The following is a 16,911-nucleotide window of genomic DNA, read 5'->3' on the forward strand; positions in this document are numbered from 1 at the left end:
CTTATGGTCAAATGATCTTTCAGGATTGAATAATTAGAAAACAACGTTTATTGTAATGAATATACAATTAAGAACTATCCTTTTAGGATTATTGAGCATAGGGTTTGCGCAGGGATATGCGCAAACCTTTGCTTTACAGGTTAAGGATGACCGGATCACTTACTTGAATGACGAACAGGGAAACCGGATTCTTGATTTCTCGTACTGTGGCTACAAGGGCTCCGAACAGGATATTCCTTCTGTCCGCAATGCCGTGTTTGTACCTTGGACAGCAGGAGATAATACATCACGTATTCAACGCGCCATTGACTATGTCGCCTCATTAGTACCTGATGCTTCCGGTTTCAGGGGAGCCGTGTTATTGGATCAGGGAGAATTTTCTTTATCCGGAAGCCTTCGTATAAATGCCTCCGGCATCGTACTGCGTGGAGTGGATAAAGAGAAAACGATACTTCTAAAAAAAGGAGTGGACAGAGGTGCCCTGATCTATATGGAAGGGACAGACGATCTGAAGGTGCAGGATACATTGCAGGTACTCTCGAAGTATGTTCCGGTAAATGCGAGGACATTGGAAGTTGTTTCAGGTACTTCGTTGAGAAAGGGAGATCGGGTGCTGGTGAACCGTCCGTCCGGCAAAGAATGGATTGCTTCGTTAGGATGTGATATCTTTGGAGGAGGAATCAGTGCACTGGGCTGGAAAGAAGGAGATATGGATCTTACCTGGGATAGAACCGTGACAGAAGTAAACGGTAATCAGATAACGCTGGACGCTCCGCTGACAGTGGCGCTGGATGCTAAATACGGTACTTCTTCCGTGATTACTTATCAGTGGAACGGGCGCATCCGGGAGTGCGGAGTAGAAAACATGACTCTGATTTCCGACTATGACAAACGGTACCCTAAAGATGAAGATCATTGCTGGACAGGTATTTCTATCGAAGATGCGGAAGATTGCTGGGTACGCAGGGTGAATTTTAAGCACTTTGCAGGAAGTGCAATCCTTGTTCAGCGTACCGGTTCCCAAATCACGGTTGAGGACTGTATCTCACGGGAACCTGTTTCTGAAATCGGAGGAATGCGCCGCTGTACTTTCTATACCTTAGGACAACAGACACTTTTCCAGCGCTGCTATTCGGAACAGGGTATTCATGACTTTGCAGCCGGATATTGTGCTGCCGGACCGAATGCTTTCGTACAATGTGATTCGTATGAGTCTTTTGGTTTCAGCGGATCTATTGACGCATGGGCGTGCGGTTTATTGTTTGACGTGGTTAATATAGACGGGCATAATCTGAGTTTCAAGAATCTGGGACAGGACAAGAACGGAGCGGGATGGAATACAGCAAATAGTCTGTTCTGGCAATGTACCGCTGCCGAAATAGAGTGTTATGCTCCGGCAAAAGATGCCATGAACCGTGCGTACGGATGTTGGGCACAATTCTCCGGTGACGGCGAATGGGCACAATCAAACAATCATGTGCAGCCCCGAAGCATTTTCTATGCTCAATTGGAGGATCGTTTGCAGAAGAAATGTGCAGAACGTGCCCGTATCCTGCCAAGGAATACAAGCGCCACCAGCAGTCCGACCGTTGAAGTTGCTATGGAACTGGCCAAAGAGGCTTACAATCCCCGCCTGACATTGGAACACTGGATTGAACAAGGAGCCTTTGCTCCTTCAATAGCTATGTCCGGAGTAAAATCAATCGATGATATGAAAGAAAAGAAGATAACTCCGAACAAGACATCAGCACAACCGGAAGTAACTATTGCAAACGGACGTATCCAAATGGACGGTACTTTGTTGGTAGGAGGTAGCCATACCACCCCTTGGTGGAATGGAAAACTTAAAACCAGCTTTCTGAAAAAAGCAAGTCCTGCCATCACCCGTTTTGTCCCCGGACGTGAAGGATTGGGACTGACAGATCGCATCGATTCCGTAATCGGCTATATGAAACAAAAGAATATATTGGTATTTGATCAAAACTACGGACTTTGGTATGACCGTCGCCGGGATGATCATGAACGAGTGCGCCGTCGTGACGGAGATGTATGGGGACCTTTCTACGAACAACCTTTCGGACGCAGTGGTCAGGGTACTGCCTGGGAAGGACTGAGCAAATATGATCTGAACCGCCCTAATGCATGGTATTGGTCACGATTGAAAGAGTTTGCCGAAAAAGGAAGTAAAGATGGACTATTGCTATTCCATGAGAACTATTTCCAGCACAATATTCTGGAAGCAGGTGCACACTGGGTAGATTGTCCGTGGAGAAGCACCAATAATATCAATCAGACCGGATTTCCGGAACCTGCTCCGTTTGCCGGAGACAAACGAATCTTTGTTGCAGATATGTTTTATGATATCACTCATCCGGTTCGCCGTGAGTTACACAGACAATACATCCGCCAGTGTCTGAACAACTTTGCAGATAACCCGAATGTCATTCAGCTGACAAGTGCCGAATTTACAGGTCCACTACACTTTGTACAGTTTTGGCTGGATGTGATTGCCGAATGGGAAACTGAAACCGGAAAGAAGGCCAAAGTAGCATTAAGTACCACAAAAGATGTACAGGACGCTATCCTTGCCGATCCGAAGCGTGCGGCTGTGGTGGATATTATTGATATCCGCTACTGGCACTATAAAACGGATGGAGTCTTTGCACCGGAAGGAGGGAAGAACATGGCTCCCCGTCAACATATGCGTAAGATGAAAGTCGGAAAGGTTACTTTCACCGAAGCCTACAAGGCTGTCCACGAATATCGTCAGAAGTTCCCGGAGAAAGCCGTAACCTTCTATGCACAGAATTATCCGGCTATGGGATGGGCTGTACTCATGGCCGGCGGTTCATGTCCTGTAATCCCGTGCACAGATAAAACATTCCTGAAGGATGCAGCGGCTATGGAAGTGGAAGAAACCGATACCGACAACTATAAGAAAATGGTAAAATCTGATATCGGCAGTATCATTTATTCCAAGTCCGGAACAGAAATTCCTGTTCAATTATCGTCCGGAAAGTATATCTTAAAGTACATACATCCCGGTTCAGGGAAGATGAATATTATAGATAAATCATTGAAAATTAATGGAGTATACAAATTAAAGGTACCGGATAAGAAAGAAGGTATTTATTGGTTCCATAAACTCTGAAACAAAAAATCCCGCTGATCAGTCATCAGCGGGATTTTTCCATTTTATAGGTAATTTCTAACAAAAGAGTGTTATAAAACATGATACTTATTTTTTCAACCTACAAACCAGATTTTACCGGTGGTTGAGGTCAGTTCTGCTTAGCTTTGCAACATCAAATCAATCGAATTAATGCTATGATGGAACAGACTAATAATTCAACCGACACTTTACTCGCTTCTTTTCAAGCGGGAAATATGGCAGCTTTTTCGCAGCTATATGATTTGCACATCAACATTCTTTTTAATTACGGATTGAAGTTGACCATTGATAAAGAGTTACTGAAAGATTGCATCCACGATATTTTCGTTAAGCTCTACACTAAAAAGGATGAATTAGGAACTATTGATAATTTGAAGTCTTATTTGTTCATCTCATTAAAGAACAAACTCTGCGATGAGCTCCGCAAACGTATGTATATGTCTGATACAGCCATAGAAGATGTAAATGCAGTAGCTCCCACAGACGTAGAAGATGACTATATGGAAGAAGAGCAACGCAAAAATGAGTTCTCGCTGGTGAAGCGTTTACTGGACCAGCTTTCTCCCCGGCAGCGTGAAGCACTTACATTATATTATATAGAAGAAAAGAAATACGAGGATATTTGTGAGATTATGAATATGAACTATCAGTCCGTACGCAACCTGATGCACCGTGGATTGACAAAATTGCGTAGTCTGGCAAGTTAATTTTAGTAAAAAGGATATTTGGTTGAGTACATACACAGGGTAACAGCGTCCTATCTATGTAAACGCTTAAAAAGGATGCGATATGTGCTCTAAGGTAAAAGATTTTTTGACGGATGATGATTTCATCAATTATGCACTGGGTGTAACTCCGGAAGCAGCTTCCCAATGGGAAACTTATTTCAGGGAACACCCGGAACAGATAGCAGATGCAGAAGAAGCTAAGGCCGTATTATTGGCTCCGGCAGATGTTGCCTGCGACTTTTCACTGGTTGAAAACCAAGATTTAAAGGATAGAATTGTTAGTAGTATAAAAGATTTTTCGAACATTTTGTAGTTAGATTAGATAGAAGTTAGGTTAGTTAAGGTTAGTAAAAAGATTGACGCAGTCTTTCACAGACGCTTGAGTGATCAAGTACTGTGAGAGACTGTGTTTTATATATTTACAGTTTATTTTCTTCCCGAATATCGAATGCGTTGCAGAAACTGACGATAAGTACGATACAACCTCCCAATATACCTATAATCATGTAAGCAATACGAATATCAAATGCCTGTGTAATAGCGCCTATAAGCAAAGGAGCGACCAGTGAACCAATAAAACTGATACTCGACAGGATAGTGAGCGCAATGCTGACGGGCGTCTTTGACTTGGCCCCTACAAAGCTATATAAAGTAGGTACGATACATGAGATACCTAGTCCGACCAGCATAAAGCCTAATGAATTAATGATCACTTTCATTGCCATTGACTCAAACGTATTGCCCAACAATGCGGAAATGAAGAAGCCGATACAAATAAGGCTGCCTGCCAGTTGCAGTACTTTTTTCTTCCCCCAAAGCTGGTAAGCATAATTCGTCAGGAATCGTCCCGTAGCCATCATGACCATAAATACAAGGAAGCCGATTTGCAATGATTTAGGCACATGGACAACCGATTCAAAATAAACAGCGCTCCAGTCGAACATGGCACTCTCTACGATGAGCGCGAATAATCCGACTAAACCTAATTGTAAAAGGAGCATTTCCGGCTTTTGGAATAACAGACGGAATCCATTCGGAGCTTTATCAGCCGCTTTGTCTGTTGTCTCAAAGCCCGCTTTCGGATTCTCATTTATAGGAAGCGTTGTTTCTTGCAGATATTTTCGTCCTGCCAGTACTATGATAAGGATAATAGCGGCTATCAGCATATAATGCCAGACAGGAGAGGTGCCCGTCAGAATCATCACAAAGCCGATAAGTGCTCCGGTACAGGCTCCTAAGCTCCATCCCCCATGAAAAGTTGCCATGATTGTCTTACCATACAAGCGCTCCACTTCGATCCCTTGCGTATTGAACGATATATCGCACAAGTTCCAGAACACTCCGAAACAAAAAAGCAGGAATCCCAGCAAATAGACTTCATGAGCCAATCCGACACAAAGTAAGGACATGGCATATCCCAAAATGCTGACTTGTACCATTGTGCGACTCCCTAATTTAGATACAAGATAACCCGCCAAAGGAATTGCTACAAACTTGCCGACCGGTATCATAAATAAAATCAGCCCCCAATAAAATGCATAATTGGCTGCAAATACATCTTTGAAATCCGGGATACGGCTTGCCCAGCTTGCCATACAGAGTCCTTGGGCAAAGAAGAAAGTAAGGATGGCAAAACGTATTTTCTCTTTCGGATATGTAAATTGGTTGTTCATGAGTCATTTTTTTAATGGAGGCAAAGGTATTTATTTTTTGTGTTTTACCTTTCCTGCTATTACTCTTTTTTGTACTTTTGCAGCCGATTTAAAAATATCACATACATGAAGACAAGCGAATCTTTATTATCTATAGGTAAATTCATAGCCGAATATTCAGCCCATCTAATGGGAGCGGGGGTACATACCTCCCGTGTTGTACGCAATTCCAAACGTATCGGAGAAGCTTTTGGCTTAGATGTCAAACTGGGCGTATTTCATAAAAATATCATTCTTACTATCATCGATAAGGAGACAAACGAAGCCTGCAACGAGGTTATAGATATTCCTGCACATCCCATCAGTTTTGAGCATAACTCCGAACTAAGCGCTTTGAGTTGGGAAGCAATAGACAAACAGTTATCGTTGGAAGAACTGAAAGAGAAATACAAAAAGATAGTCTCTGCTCCGATGATACATCCTCTGTTCGTTTTGATATTGGTAGGCTTTGCCAATGCGTCATTCTGCAAACTGTTTGGCGGCGACTTAATCTCAATGGGAATCGTTTTCTCCGCCACTATTACAGGACTATACCTGAAACAACAGATGCAAAAGAAGAAAATGAATCATTATATTATATTCATTGTTTCGGCCTTCGTTGCGTCGCTCTGCGCTTCTACCGCCTTGATTTTCGACACAACTTCCGAGATCGCACTGGCAACCAGCGTTCTATATCTTGTACCCGGTGTTCCTTTGATTAATGGAGTGATTGATGTTGTCGAAGGATACGTTTTGACAGGATTTGCCCGTTTGACAGAAGCCTCTTTGCTGATTGTCAGCATTGCCATCGGCCTTTCCTTTACATTATTAATGGTAAAAAACAGTTTAATTTGATATGGTAGCACTTGATATTCTTTCTGATGGTTTCTTTGCAGCGATAGCAGGTATCGGATTTGGCGCAATTTCCGATCCTCCGTTGCGTGCATTTAAAATGATTGCAATATTGGCGGCATTGGGACATGCGTGCCGTTTCTGTCTGATGACTTACTTGGGTGTAGATATTGCTACGGCTTCTTTATTCGGTGGATTAGTAATCGGGTTCGGCAGTTTATGGCTTGGAAAGCGAGTATATTGCCCGATGACGGTGCTGTATATTCCCGCATTGCTCCCGATGATTCCGGGAAAATTTGCGTACAACATGGTATTCTCTCTTATTATGTGCTTGCAGACAGCGAATAAACCGGAACTGCATGATAAGTATATAAAGATGCAGGAGATGTTCTTCTCCAACACTTTGGTGGCAAGTACAGTAATTTTCATGCTTGCGGTCGGAGCTACATTCCCGATGTTCCTGTTCCCGCACAGAGCCTTTTCTTTAACAAGACATTAATTAAACTACTTTTATGGAGATTTTTTGGAGAACAATTGCGTATTATAATTCAGCCACCTGGCTTTTGCAGATTATTGTCATTCTGATCGGTATTGTGCTGACCGCATTGCTGATCAGCAAACCACGTCCGTGGGTGAAGATGGGAATGAAGATTTATATGATAGGTCTTTATTCGTGGATTTCCATTGTCTATTACTTTATCTACTGCGAAGAACGCAGCTATAACGGGGTAATGGCGATGTTCTGGGGAGTGATGGCTATTATCTGGATATGGGATGCGATCACCGGATATACGACTTTCGAACGTACACACAAATATGATCTGCTATCTTATGTGTTGCTGGCCATGCCTTTCATTTATCCTATGGTATCGTTGGCACGCGGGCTATCTTTCCCGGAAATGACTTCTCCGGTGATGCCTTGCTCTGTAGTGGTATTTACCATCGGACTGCTGTTGCTGTTTGCACACAAGGTAAATATGTTTTTGGTACTGTTCCTTTGCCACTGGTCATTGATCGGATTATCCAAGACTTACTTCTTCCAGATTCCGGAAGACTTCCTTTTGGCAAGTGCGACTATTCCGGGACTCTATCTCTTCTTCAGAGAATATTTCCTGAATAATCTGCACGCAGATACCAAGCCCAAAGCTAAATATATTAACTGGTTATTGATAACAGTCTGTATCGGGCTGGCTATATTGTTGACGACTACTATGTTTTTGGAATTAGTTCCGAAGAACTGATTGCCGCACTATTACACGTTATTAGTTTCATGCCTTGAAACGATTAGTTTCATTGCTTGAAACAAAAAGTTTCAGCCGTTGAAACCAACAGTTTCAAGGCATGAAACTTTTTTTTATCTGATAGCATAAAATATTCGGAGAGCATATTGCATCACACTATCCGGCAGCCAGCTCTTGCTTTTAGCAAACAGAACTTGCACCAACGGACCTACTTTAGTCCGGAAAGGAGGATTTTTACGTGCTACTATTTTACAGATCGCAGCACCCAGCTTACGGGGATGGCATCCGTTACGCTCTTCTTTTTCAATGATCTTTAATGATCTCAGAAAACTGTCTGCATAATCTTCATTTTGTCCGGTCAGTTCAGAGATATTCCGGTTGTCGGTAAACCCGGTATTAAAATCTCCCGGCTGCACCAGGCAGACTTTGATATGAAACGGATGAACTTCCAGCGCCAAGGCCTCGCTGTATCCTTCTACTGCAAACTTGGATGCAGAATAAAATCCCTGATAGGGGATGCCCATCACTCCACCAATGGAACTGATATTGATGATCTTTCCCCGACGTGCCTTGCGCATATAAGGGAGCACCGCTTTACACATATTGACCACGCCAAAGAAATTTGTATTCATCTGCATGCTCACTTCTTCTTCGGTAGCCAGCTCCAATGCTCCGCCAATTCCCATACCGGCATTATTAATCAGTACATCCATCCGTCCCTGCTCGGATATTATTTGTTCTACAGCCTGACGAACAGAAATACTATTCGTTACATCAACGACAAGCATTCGGACCTTACCTATATTCTCTGAAGGTTTCCGGCTCGTACCGTAAACGATATGACCTTGTTCTGATAACATTTGCGCAGTAATCTTTCCGAATCCGGAAGAAGCTCCGGTTATGAGTATGATTTGTGGTTGCATATTCTTTTATTTGTGGCAAAGATAAAGAGAATATCCGAAAATACTGTTTTTGCCGAATAGTATTCTGATAAGACGGATTCAGAAGCTTCCTCCTGCAAAACTTGGTTTTCTGCAAAAGATATCCTATCTTCGGGAAAAATAACGATATGAAAAGAATACTTATATTCGGCATAGTATGTCTGACTTCAATTATAGTATCGCTGGGACAGTCAGTGGAAAGCACCATTCTTCCTCCTACAGGCTACACTCGTGAGGTATGCGATGAACATTCATTTGCCGCCTATCTGCGTCAACTCCCATTATTGCCCAAAGGGAGTAAGGTTTTACTTTACAACGGACAGGAGAAAAGGAATCAGGCAGCCGCATTCGCCGTAGTAGATATGGAAATAGGCAATCGTGATTTACAGCAATGTGCGGATGCAGTCATGCGCTTACGGGCAGAATACCTATGGGCACAGAAAAGATACGGAGAAATCAAATTTAACTTTACCAATGGCTTTCCGGCAGAATATAAGAAATGGGCGGAAGGAAACCGTATCAAAGTAACCGGAAATAAAGTAGAGTGGTATGCCGCAGGAGGCAAAGACTATTCATATAAGACTTTTCGTAAATACTTGAATATGGTATTTATGTATGCCGGCACTGCTTCCCTTTCAAAAGAGCTTCGTACGGTTCCTTATACTTCACTGCAAGCAGGAGATGTGTTTATCAAAGGAGGTTCACCGGGCCATGCCGTGATAGTAGTAGATGTGGCAATTCACCCGAAGACAAAAAAGAAAGTTTTTTTATTGGCACAAAGTTATATGCCCGCCCAGCAAATACATATTCTCGTCAATCCTGCCAACCGGAATCTGTCACCTTGGTATGAACTGACAGATACAGACAGTGGCAGACTGTATACACCGGAGTGGACGTTCGAAAAGAAAGAGTTGAAAAGGTTTTAGAAATTGTTTACCTGACACCTTCCCTTGCGGGGACTCCTCCTTCCAGTAGGAGGAGCATAGAGATACCTCTTCTCAACTATTTAGTATAGCGGTCAACTCTTCCCGCCAATCAGCACCGTTTTCCGGTTGAAAGGTTTCGAAGCCAAGTTCTTTGCCAATGTGAATATTAGAACTTCCATCGTCAACGAAGAGCGTTTCGGAAGGAATGATATGGCTGTCTTCTATCATAAAGTCGAATATTTCGGGAGCCGGTTTGGTATGTCCCAACTGGTAAGATAAATATAGCTTGTCGCAATAATCGTTCAGCGGTTTCCCTTCGGATGAAAACTCCGGACTGCATGCCCATGACATAACAAAAGGATTGGTATTACTCAAGAGATACACATGATATGATTTACGAAGCTCCATTATATAATCGAGTTTTCGCAAGTCCACTTCATTGAAAAAGCCTAACCACGCCTGTTTGGTTTCTTCCATCGTCAGTTCGCGACCGCACAGATCTCCCAATTGCTTCCGAAATTCATCGGCACTCAACTTTCCTTCTTCCAGTTCCTGGAAGATTCCGGTCTGATGGTATTTGTCCAAACGAGTATCGGCATCCGCCAATCCCAGTTTGATAAACGCCTGAACTGCTTTATCGCGATCAATGTCTACAATCACTCCACCAAAATCAAATACAATGTTCTTAATCATGATATATACAATTTTTATTTGTTACAAAGATACGGCTAATCTTCTTAATAAACAGCCCGTCATCGCTTGATCTTTGTCAAAAAAAACATGAGGGTAACCTGCGATATACCTAATAATAGAAGAAGAAATAATATAATGACACTATCCTGCCGTGATGGTGTAACTATGATCACAGTATAGTGTCACTATGAGAGGAGGATAGTGACACCATTTTTTGTATGGTTTATAGAGGTGTATGTATCATATTATTTTTTATATTTGCAAATCCAATCGTTTGTATACAAAGATAAAAGCAGAGTTATGAATAATCTTCGAATCTTATTATACGTGGTTGTCCTTTCACTGGCTGCATGCCATCCGGAAGGGACTAATGTAAAGCAGGGATTAGACAAAGCCGCACAGCTAATGGGACAGGACCCGGATACGGCATCTATTATTCTCGAGAATATCCAGATCAACCAGATGAACGAAGCACAGCTGGCAGAATATAATCTGTTGTGTACCCAGCTGAATGAAGATAAAAATATCGCCCATACGTCTGATAAGCAAATCCGTCAGGCAGTTTCATACTTTGACCAACACGGCGATGAACTTCAGAAATCAAAGGCTTATTTTTATCTGGCATGTGTAGAGAGTGATCTTGACCAGAAAAAGGAAGCGGAGACCCACTTCAAGGAAGCAATAAAGCTTGCTACTCTTACAGAGAAGTACGATTATGTAGCCAAGGTGTGCAGACGTTGCAGCCTTTATTATCAGAAATATGGTCATTTCAACGAAGCATTGGAAATGGAAAGAAAAGCCTATGCCAGCCAGTTAATGCAGAACGATCAGGCAGGCGATACGAAGATTATTCTTTCTTCTGCATTAGGAGTCTTTGGTGTGATGTCCTTGTTACTCGGGCTGCTCTGGAAGAAGAATAAGTTTGTATATTCTCAACTGACTACTTTTAAAGATGAAATGTTGCGAAAAGAGGCAGAGTCGGATAAGCTGATGTTGCAATGTAACTATCTGGAAGAAAAATATCAGTCGCTTCAACAGCATATTTATGAAAGTTCTCCGGTAGTATCGAAAGTCCGGCAAATAAAAGAACGGTCTGTTTCCCCTTCCAAGGTTGTTTCTTTTTCAGAGAAAGACTGGAGTGAATTATTAAGACTACAGGAGGGAGTATATGGACTTGTTTCCAAATTGAAAGAGATAAGTCCTAAACTTACAGAAGAAGATTTGAGAGTATGTGCTTTCCTGCGCGAAGGTATCCAGCCTGCTTGCTTTGCAGATCTAATGAAACTGACTGTAGAAACTCTTACCCGAAGAATATCCAGAATAAAAACGGAGAAACTTATGCTTGTAAGTTCCAAAGAATCACTGGAAGACTACATCAAATCATTGTAGTCCGCATTTGTCCGGAGTTGCCTGACAAAAAGCTTTGTTTTTCAATATCTTATAGGAATGGGGTGTCCGTATCCGTCCGGCTAAAAATGCCAGTTTTATATCACTGTTCTATAACTTTGCAAACAAAAAAGTTACAGAACTATGAACTACTTATTATTTAAAAGATGGAATGATTTCAGTGGTTGGCTTGTCTTCCTTATAGCAGCTTTCGTATATGGAATGACAATCGAACCTACTGCCAGTTTTTGGGATTGTCCCGAATTTATTTCATGCGCCGAGAAGTTACAGGTCGGACATCCGCCCGGTGCACCTTTTTATATGCTGGTAGGTAATCTGTTTACACAGTTTGCCTCCGATCCCTCCCAAGTTTCACGTACAGTCAACTTTCTGAATGCACTGCTGAGTGCAGGATGCATCCTCTTTCTTTTTTGGAGTATCACTCGTCTGGTCAGATATCTTCTGAAGGAAGAAAAAGAGAATCTGTCAGTAACCGACGTGATTATCATTCTCGGCTCCGGGTTGGTAGGAGCTTTGGCATATACTTTTAGTGATACTTTCTGGTTCAGCGCAGTAGAGGGAGAAGTATATGCTTTCTCTTCTTTTCTTACTGCCTTGGTTTTCTGGATGATTCTGCGCTGGCAGGATGAGTCGGACACCGTTTATGGTGACCGATGGATTATTCTGATTGCCTATATAATCGGACTCTCCATCGGAGTACATCTGCTCAATCTGCTTTGCATTCCGGCGATTGTACTGGTTTTCTATTATCAGAAATATCAAACGATTTCGCTTAAAGGAGCTATTGCGGCGATTGCTTTATCCGGTTTGCTTATTGTATTGATACTTTTTGTGTACATTCCCGGAATGGCGGATATTGGAGGATGGTTCGAACTACTCTTTGTCAACGCCTTGGGATTCCCTTTCCAAACAGGACTGATTGTCTTTCTGGCTATCACATTTTTCCTGCTCATAACCGGTATCTATCGTTTCAAAAAACGATTGATCAATACAGCTTTATGGTGCATACTTATGCTTACCGTAGGTTATACCACCTATGCAGTGATATTGATTCGTGCCAATGCCAATACACCGCTCAATGAAAATGCTCCGGATAATATTTTCGCACTCAAAAGCTATTTGAACCGGGAACAATACGAAAGCGCCCCTTTACTTTACGGCAAAACGTATGCCTCCGAACCAGAGTATGTGCCCGAAGGAGATTATTACAAAGTAAAAATGAAAACGGGTAGTGCTGTCTACAGACCGAATAAGGAAGAGGGAAAATACAAGGTGATTCGAAATAAAGAGGAAGTATGCTATACTCAAAACATGTTGTTTTCACGAATGTGGAATGATCGCATGGCTTCCTCTTACAAAAGCTGGTCGGGAGGAACGGACGAAGCTCCCACGCAAAAAGAGAATCTTACCTATTTCTTCACTTATCAGCTCAATTATATGTATTGGCGCTATTTTCTCTGGAATTTTGTCGGGCGTCAAAACGATATTCAGGGACATGGCGAACCGGAACATGGAAACTGGATCACGGGGATTCCTCTGTTAGATAATCTAAGACTTGGTGACCAGGAACTTTTGCCCGAATCTCTGCGTCAGAATAAAGGGCATAACGTATTTTATGCTTTGCCGCTATTATTGGGATTAATCGGGATTTACTGGCAATGGATGCGAGGCAAGAAGGGAATGCAACAGTTTAGCGTTGTGTTTTTCCTTTTCTTCATGACAGGTCTGGCTATTGTGCTATATTTGAACCAGACTCCCGGTCAGCCCCGTGAACGGGATTATGCATACGCAGGTTCATTCTATGCTTTTGCTATTTGGATAGGAATGGGAGCTGCCGGATTGTGTGACGCACTTCGAAAAAAGAAGTCGTCAGTACTTCAGGTCAGCCTGTTAATGTTTCTCTGCCTGCTGATTCCGGTTCAGATGGCTAGTCAGACGTGGGATGATCATGACCGGAGTAACCGTTTCACTTGCCGTGATTTTGGAGCCAATTATCTGATGACACTCCCCGACAAAGGAAATCCTATCATTTTCAGTAACGGAGATAATGATACTTTCCCCTTGTGGTATAATCAGGATACGGAAGGAGTACGCAGAGATACCCGCATCTGCAATTTGAGTTATGCGCAAACAGATTGGTATATTTATCAGCAGCAATGCCCGTTGTATGATGCACCCGGATTACCCATTACCTGGAGTAAAGATCAATATCAGGAAGGAAAAAACGAATACGTAGCCATCCGACCGGAACTGAAAAAACAGATAGAAGAGCTCTATCAGAAACATCCAGAAGAAGCCCGTGACAGTTTTGGCGATGATCCGTTTGAGGTAAAAAACATCCTGAAATACTGGGCATTATCGGAGAAGCAGGACTTTCACGTAATCCCTACCGATACGATCAGCATCAATATTGATAAAGATGCAGTGCTTCGATCAGGCATGATGCTTCCAGACTCCATCCGTCATCTGAAAGGTGAAGAACTGAGAAATGCGATACCGGATAAGATCTATATTTCTCTGAAAGATATGCGTATTCTAACCAAAGTAGATATGCTGATGCTGGAAATGCTTGCCAACTGCAATTGGGAACGCCCATTGTACATGGCAATATCCGTCGGTGAGGTCAGCAAGCTGAAGTTTGATCATTATTTCGTTCAGGAAGGATTAGCTTTTCGTTTCACACCTTTTGATTATAAAAAATGGGGAAATGTCAAAGGAGATAATAACTATGCGATAGATGTAGAGAGATTGTATGAAAATGTAATGAACAGATATAAGTATGGCGGACTGGACACTCCCGGACTCTATCTGGATGAAACCACCCTGCGAACCTGCTATTATCATCGGAGGCTTTTCGCCCAACTGGCAAAGGAACTGATCAGGCAGGGCGACAATACCCGAGCAAGGAAGGTACTTGCCTATGCAGAACAAGCTGTTCCGGCGTACAATGTCCCCGAGATCTATGAAAGCGGGTCATTCGACATAGCCAAAGCCTATGCTGCCCTAGGAGAAAAGACGAAAGCAATGCCTCTGCTAAAGTACCTGACAGCCGAATCGGAAGATTACATCAACTGGGCATTCTCATTAGGAGACAACAGGATCAGTATGGTCCAGAGAGATTGCCTGTATAAGTTCTGGCAATGGAATCAGTATAATGAACTTGTAAAAGAGATTGATAAAGAGGAATACAGGCTAAGTAATCAGCGCTTTGAGGAGAAATATGCTTTATTCTCTCAAATCGTGGGACTTAGAAACTAAAATCCGGAAATATAAACTTGAAAACAATAAAACTATCAGAAGTATGAGAAATGCATTGAGTAAAATAAATTATATTATTCTATCGATTGGTTCGATATTGATTATCACAGGATATATATTAATGAACGGCGAGGGGAGTACCCCTGCCGCCTATAACCCTGATATCTTCAGCAGACTTCGTATATGTATTGCACCCATTATTTGTTTACTCGGTTATTTGCTGAATGTAGTTGGCATTATTTATATTACAAAAAAGAATAATTAGCAGGGATACATCTTAAATATTTTCAAAAGAATGCGTTTTTAAGCCAAATAATTACTTCTTTTGTCCTCACTAATAAAAATGAAAGTCGGACAACATGAGTAATAACATTGACATAAAAACGCTTGAAGCCTTCCAGGATGGAAATCACAAGGCTTTTGAAACTGTTTTTATAGCCTATTACAATAAAACAAAGGCTTTCATCGACGGATATATAAAATCGGAATCGGATGCCGAAGAATTGACAGAAGACCTTTTTGTCAATCTTTGGATCAATCATGATTCGATTGATGCATCCAAGTCTTTTAGTTCTTATCTGCATACGATTGCCCGAAACTCAGCCATAAACTTTTTAAAGCATAAGTATGTACACGATACTTATCTGAACAATAATCAGGAGACAGAATATAGTTCTACTTCCGAAGAAGACCTTATAGCCAAAGAATTAGGCTTATTGATAGAGGACGTTGTCGGAAAAATGCCGGAACAGCGGAAAATGATCTATACATTGAGCCGTCAGGAAGGGTTGAGCAATGCCGAGATAGCAATACAGCTCAATACCACTAAAAGAAACGTCGAAAGTCAGTTAAGCCTCGCATTAAAGGAGATACGGAAAGCTATCTCGTGCTTTTTATTGTCTTTTTTATAAAAACATCCACTTTTTCATTGAGCTTTTTGCCATCAAACTGTATATATAGTAAATACAGCAAAAATGGAAAAGAGTAATATTATCACCAGAATCATCAAGAAGTTCCTTTCCGGACGTTTTTCTGCTGAAACGGAGGAAAAGGTACAGCGATGGATTATGAAGGAAGAAAACGCGGAGGAGAAAGAAAAAGCCTCATTGGAATATTGGAACGAACTGGATGCAGAAGCCGATTCAAAAACATACAGTGCTTTAGAGCGGGTCAATTTAAGAACAGGATACAACAAAGAACATCTTGAAAATATTGTTTTATATCATAAGTTTGTCCGCATTGTAGCCGTCGTTATTCCCATATGCTTATTGGCAGGGGGAGTGCTCTATTATATTCCTTCCGGACACGAGCAGATAGAAATATCCACAGCCTATGGCGAACAAAAACGCTTAGTGCTGCCGGATAGTTCCGAAGTATGGCTGAATGCAGGAAGTACAATTACTTATCAGGAAACTTTTACCAAAGAGAATCGTGTCGTAACCCTTGATGGTGAAGCCTATTTCTCAGTCAGAAAAGATGATGCAAAACCTTTCATAGTAGAAACATCGCAACTATCCGTCAAGGTACTTGGAACGAAGTTCAATGTAAAGGCATATGCTAATGATGCGAATATTACCACAACGTTGACTAGTGGAAAAGTGGAAGTGAGTACGCAATCCCGTCCTCCTCAAACTCTCAAGCCCAACGAACGACTCACCTATGATAAATCGACATCAGATATTGAGATATCGACAGTAGACACTGTTGACACTAACAGCTGGGTAAAAGGGAAAATAATCTTCACCAATGCTACTGCCGAAGAAATATTCAGAACGCTGGAACGACGTTATGATACTGTTATCGATCATTCTGCCAATTTTTCTGCCTCCAGGCGATACACCGTCAAATTCCTGAAAGATGAGAATCTGGATGAAATGCTGAATATATTAGGAGATATAATCGGCTTTAGCTATCGGCAGAGCGGGAACAAAATAATAATAACCAAATAACAAAAAAACAGCCTATGAACAAAAAGAACCGGGAAGCAGCTTGAGACCCTCTT

The 16,911-nt window shown here is 42.0% G+C and carries 15 protein-coding genes; 12 read left to right on the forward strand and 3 right to left on the reverse strand.

The window, feature by feature from the left end; genetic code table 11:
• Positions 1 to 55: 55 nt before the first annotated feature.
• The 3 genes from ACHLI0_RS01710 to ACHLI0_RS01720 all read left to right on the forward strand — a co-directional run bounded on the left by ACHLI0_RS01710 (position 56) and on the right by ACHLI0_RS01720 (position 4,213).
• Complete coding sequence (locus ACHLI0_RS01710) at positions 56 to 3,151, forward strand: DUF6298 domain-containing protein (RefSeq protein WP_490748321.1); 3,096 nt, start codon at positions 56 to 58, stop codon at positions 3,149 to 3,151.
• 176 nt (positions 3,152 to 3,327) lie between these two features.
• Positions 3,328 to 3,879, forward strand: coding sequence for an RNA polymerase sigma factor (locus ACHLI0_RS01715; RefSeq protein ID WP_008765767.1), 552 nt, complete (start codon positions 3,328 to 3,330; stop codon positions 3,877 to 3,879).
• A gap of 82 nt (positions 3,880 to 3,961) precedes the next feature.
• Positions 3,962 to 4,213, forward strand: coding sequence for a hypothetical protein (locus ACHLI0_RS01720; RefSeq protein ID WP_008765766.1), 252 nt, complete (start codon positions 3,962 to 3,964; stop codon positions 4,211 to 4,213).
• A 106-nt stretch (positions 4,214 to 4,319) separates the two neighbouring features.
• Here ACHLI0_RS01720 and ACHLI0_RS01725 read toward each other — a convergent pair whose 3' ends face one another.
• Entirely contained in the window at positions 4,320 to 5,573 is a 1,254-nt protein-coding gene (locus tag ACHLI0_RS01725) for an MFS transporter (protein WP_055217806.1), read from the reverse strand.
• A gap of 105 nt (positions 5,574 to 5,678) precedes the next feature.
• Here ACHLI0_RS01725 and ACHLI0_RS01730 point away from each other — a divergent pair, with 105 nt between their 5' ends.
• From ACHLI0_RS01730 to ACHLI0_RS01740, 3 genes are read left to right on the forward strand one after another with little or no spacing between them, the layout of a single operon-like run.
• A complete protein-coding gene (locus ACHLI0_RS01730) occupies positions 5,679 to 6,446 on the forward strand; it encodes a threonine/serine exporter family protein (RefSeq protein WP_490748322.1) in 768 nt (255 codons plus the stop codon).
• Position 6,447: 1 nt separating this feature from the next.
• Positions 6,448 to 6,942: a threonine/serine exporter family protein gene (locus ACHLI0_RS01735; RefSeq protein ID WP_008761611.1), complete on the forward strand. Its 495-nt coding sequence runs from the start codon at positions 6,448 to 6,450 to the stop codon at positions 6,940 to 6,942.
• Between the two features lie 13 nt (positions 6,943 to 6,955).
• Positions 6,956 to 7,684 carry a DUF6064 family protein gene (locus ACHLI0_RS01740; protein WP_008761610.1) on the forward strand — a complete coding sequence of 243 codons (729 nt, stop codon included), beginning with the start codon at positions 6,956 to 6,958 and terminating at the stop codon, positions 7,682 to 7,684.
• Positions 7,685 to 7,797: 113 nt separating this feature from the next.
• On the opposite strand, the gene kdsR is transcribed toward ACHLI0_RS01740, so the two are convergent.
• Positions 7,798 to 8,607 (reverse strand): 3-ketodihydrosphingosine reductase, encoded by an 810-nt coding sequence (kdsR, locus tag ACHLI0_RS01745; RefSeq protein WP_236092890.1) that lies wholly within the window; start codon positions 8,605 to 8,607, stop codon positions 7,798 to 7,800.
• A 146-nt stretch (positions 8,608 to 8,753) separates the two neighbouring features.
• Here kdsR and ACHLI0_RS01750 point away from each other — a divergent pair, with 146 nt between their 5' ends.
• Positions 8,754 to 9,551 carry a DUF4846 domain-containing protein gene (locus ACHLI0_RS01750; protein ID WP_016267633.1) on the forward strand — a complete coding sequence of 266 codons (798 nt, stop codon included), beginning with the start codon at positions 8,754 to 8,756 and terminating at the stop codon, positions 9,549 to 9,551.
• Between the two features lie 72 nt (positions 9,552 to 9,623).
• Here the strand turns inward: ACHLI0_RS01750 and ACHLI0_RS01755 are convergent, their stop codons facing one another.
• Positions 9,624 to 10,244, reverse strand: coding sequence for an HAD family hydrolase (locus ACHLI0_RS01755; protein WP_234117797.1), 621 nt, complete (start codon positions 10,242 to 10,244; stop codon positions 9,624 to 9,626).
• A 300-nt stretch (positions 10,245 to 10,544) separates the two neighbouring features.
• Between ACHLI0_RS01755 and ACHLI0_RS01760 the strand changes: the two genes are divergently transcribed.
• From ACHLI0_RS01760 to ACHLI0_RS01780, 5 genes are all read left to right on the forward strand, one after another.
• Positions 10,545 to 11,633: a tetratricopeptide repeat protein gene (locus tag ACHLI0_RS01760; RefSeq protein WP_490748323.1), complete on the forward strand. Its 1,089-nt coding sequence runs from the start codon at positions 10,545 to 10,547 to the stop codon at positions 11,631 to 11,633.
• Between the two features lie 141 nt (positions 11,634 to 11,774).
• The gene (locus ACHLI0_RS01765; RefSeq protein WP_490748324.1) at positions 11,775 to 14,909 is read left to right on the forward strand and encodes a glycosyltransferase family 117 protein; all 3,135 of its coding nucleotides are present in this window, start codon (positions 11,775 to 11,777) and stop codon (positions 14,907 to 14,909) included.
• 43 nt (positions 14,910 to 14,952) lie between these two features.
• On the forward strand, positions 14,953 to 15,174 hold the full coding sequence (locus ACHLI0_RS01770; RefSeq protein ID WP_490748325.1) for a DUF3098 domain-containing protein: 222 nt from the start codon (positions 14,953 to 14,955) through the stop codon (positions 15,172 to 15,174).
• Between the two features lie 94 nt (positions 15,175 to 15,268).
• Positions 15,269 to 15,820, forward strand: coding sequence for an RNA polymerase sigma-70 factor (locus ACHLI0_RS01775; RefSeq protein WP_211478893.1), 552 nt, complete (start codon positions 15,269 to 15,271; stop codon positions 15,818 to 15,820).
• Positions 15,821 to 15,883: 63 nt separating this feature from the next.
• Positions 15,884 to 16,858, forward strand: coding sequence for a FecR family protein (locus ACHLI0_RS01780; protein ID WP_490748326.1), 975 nt, complete (start codon positions 15,884 to 15,886; stop codon positions 16,856 to 16,858).
• The last annotated feature ends 53 nt before the right edge of the window (positions 16,859 to 16,911 follow it).

The sequence above is a fragment of the Bacteroides sp. RCH18 genome (assembly GCF_058231005.1).

Bases quoted from the DNA above. Each gene is read 5' to 3' on its own strand.
- ACHLI0_RS01735 (WP_008761611.1), top strand. From the start codon at position 6,448: ATGGTAGCACTTGATATTCTTTCTGATGGTTTCTTTGCAGCGATAGCA.
- ACHLI0_RS01775 (WP_211478893.1), top strand. From the start codon at position 15,269: ATGAGTAATAACATTGACATAAAAACGCTTGAAGCCTTCCAGGATGGA.
- ACHLI0_RS01710 (WP_490748321.1), top strand. From the start codon at position 56: ATGAATATACAATTAAGAACTATCCTTTTAGGATTATTGAGCATAGGG.
- ACHLI0_RS01720 (WP_008765766.1), top strand. From the start codon at position 3,962: ATGTGCTCTAAGGTAAAAGATTTTTTGACGGATGATGATTTCATCAAT.
- ACHLI0_RS01755 (WP_234117797.1), bottom strand. From the start codon at position 10,244: ATGATTAAGAACATTGTATTTGATTTTGGTGGAGTGATTGTAGACATT.
- ACHLI0_RS01780 (WP_490748326.1), top strand. From the start codon at position 15,884: ATGGAAAAGAGTAATATTATCACCAGAATCATCAAGAAGTTCCTTTCC.
- ACHLI0_RS01740 (WP_008761610.1), top strand. From the start codon at position 6,956: ATGGAGATTTTTTGGAGAACAATTGCGTATTATAATTCAGCCACCTGG.
- ACHLI0_RS01760 (WP_490748323.1), top strand. From the start codon at position 10,545: ATGAATAATCTTCGAATCTTATTATACGTGGTTGTCCTTTCACTGGCT.
- ACHLI0_RS01765 (WP_490748324.1), top strand. From the start codon at position 11,775: ATGAACTACTTATTATTTAAAAGATGGAATGATTTCAGTGGTTGGCTT.
- ACHLI0_RS01730 (WP_490748322.1), top strand. From the start codon at position 5,679: ATGAAGACAAGCGAATCTTTATTATCTATAGGTAAATTCATAGCCGAA.
- ACHLI0_RS01715 (WP_008765767.1), top strand. From the start codon at position 3,328: ATGATGGAACAGACTAATAATTCAACCGACACTTTACTCGCTTCTTTT.
- ACHLI0_RS01725 (WP_055217806.1), bottom strand. From the start codon at position 5,573: ATGAACAACCAATTTACATATCCGAAAGAGAAAATACGTTTTGCCATC.
- kdsR (WP_236092890.1), bottom strand. From the start codon at position 8,607: ATGCAACCACAAATCATACTCATAACCGGAGCTTCTTCCGGATTCGGA.
- ACHLI0_RS01770 (WP_490748325.1), top strand. From the start codon at position 14,953: ATGAGAAATGCATTGAGTAAAATAAATTATATTATTCTATCGATTGGT.
- ACHLI0_RS01750 (WP_016267633.1), top strand. From the start codon at position 8,754: ATGAAAAGAATACTTATATTCGGCATAGTATGTCTGACTTCAATTATA.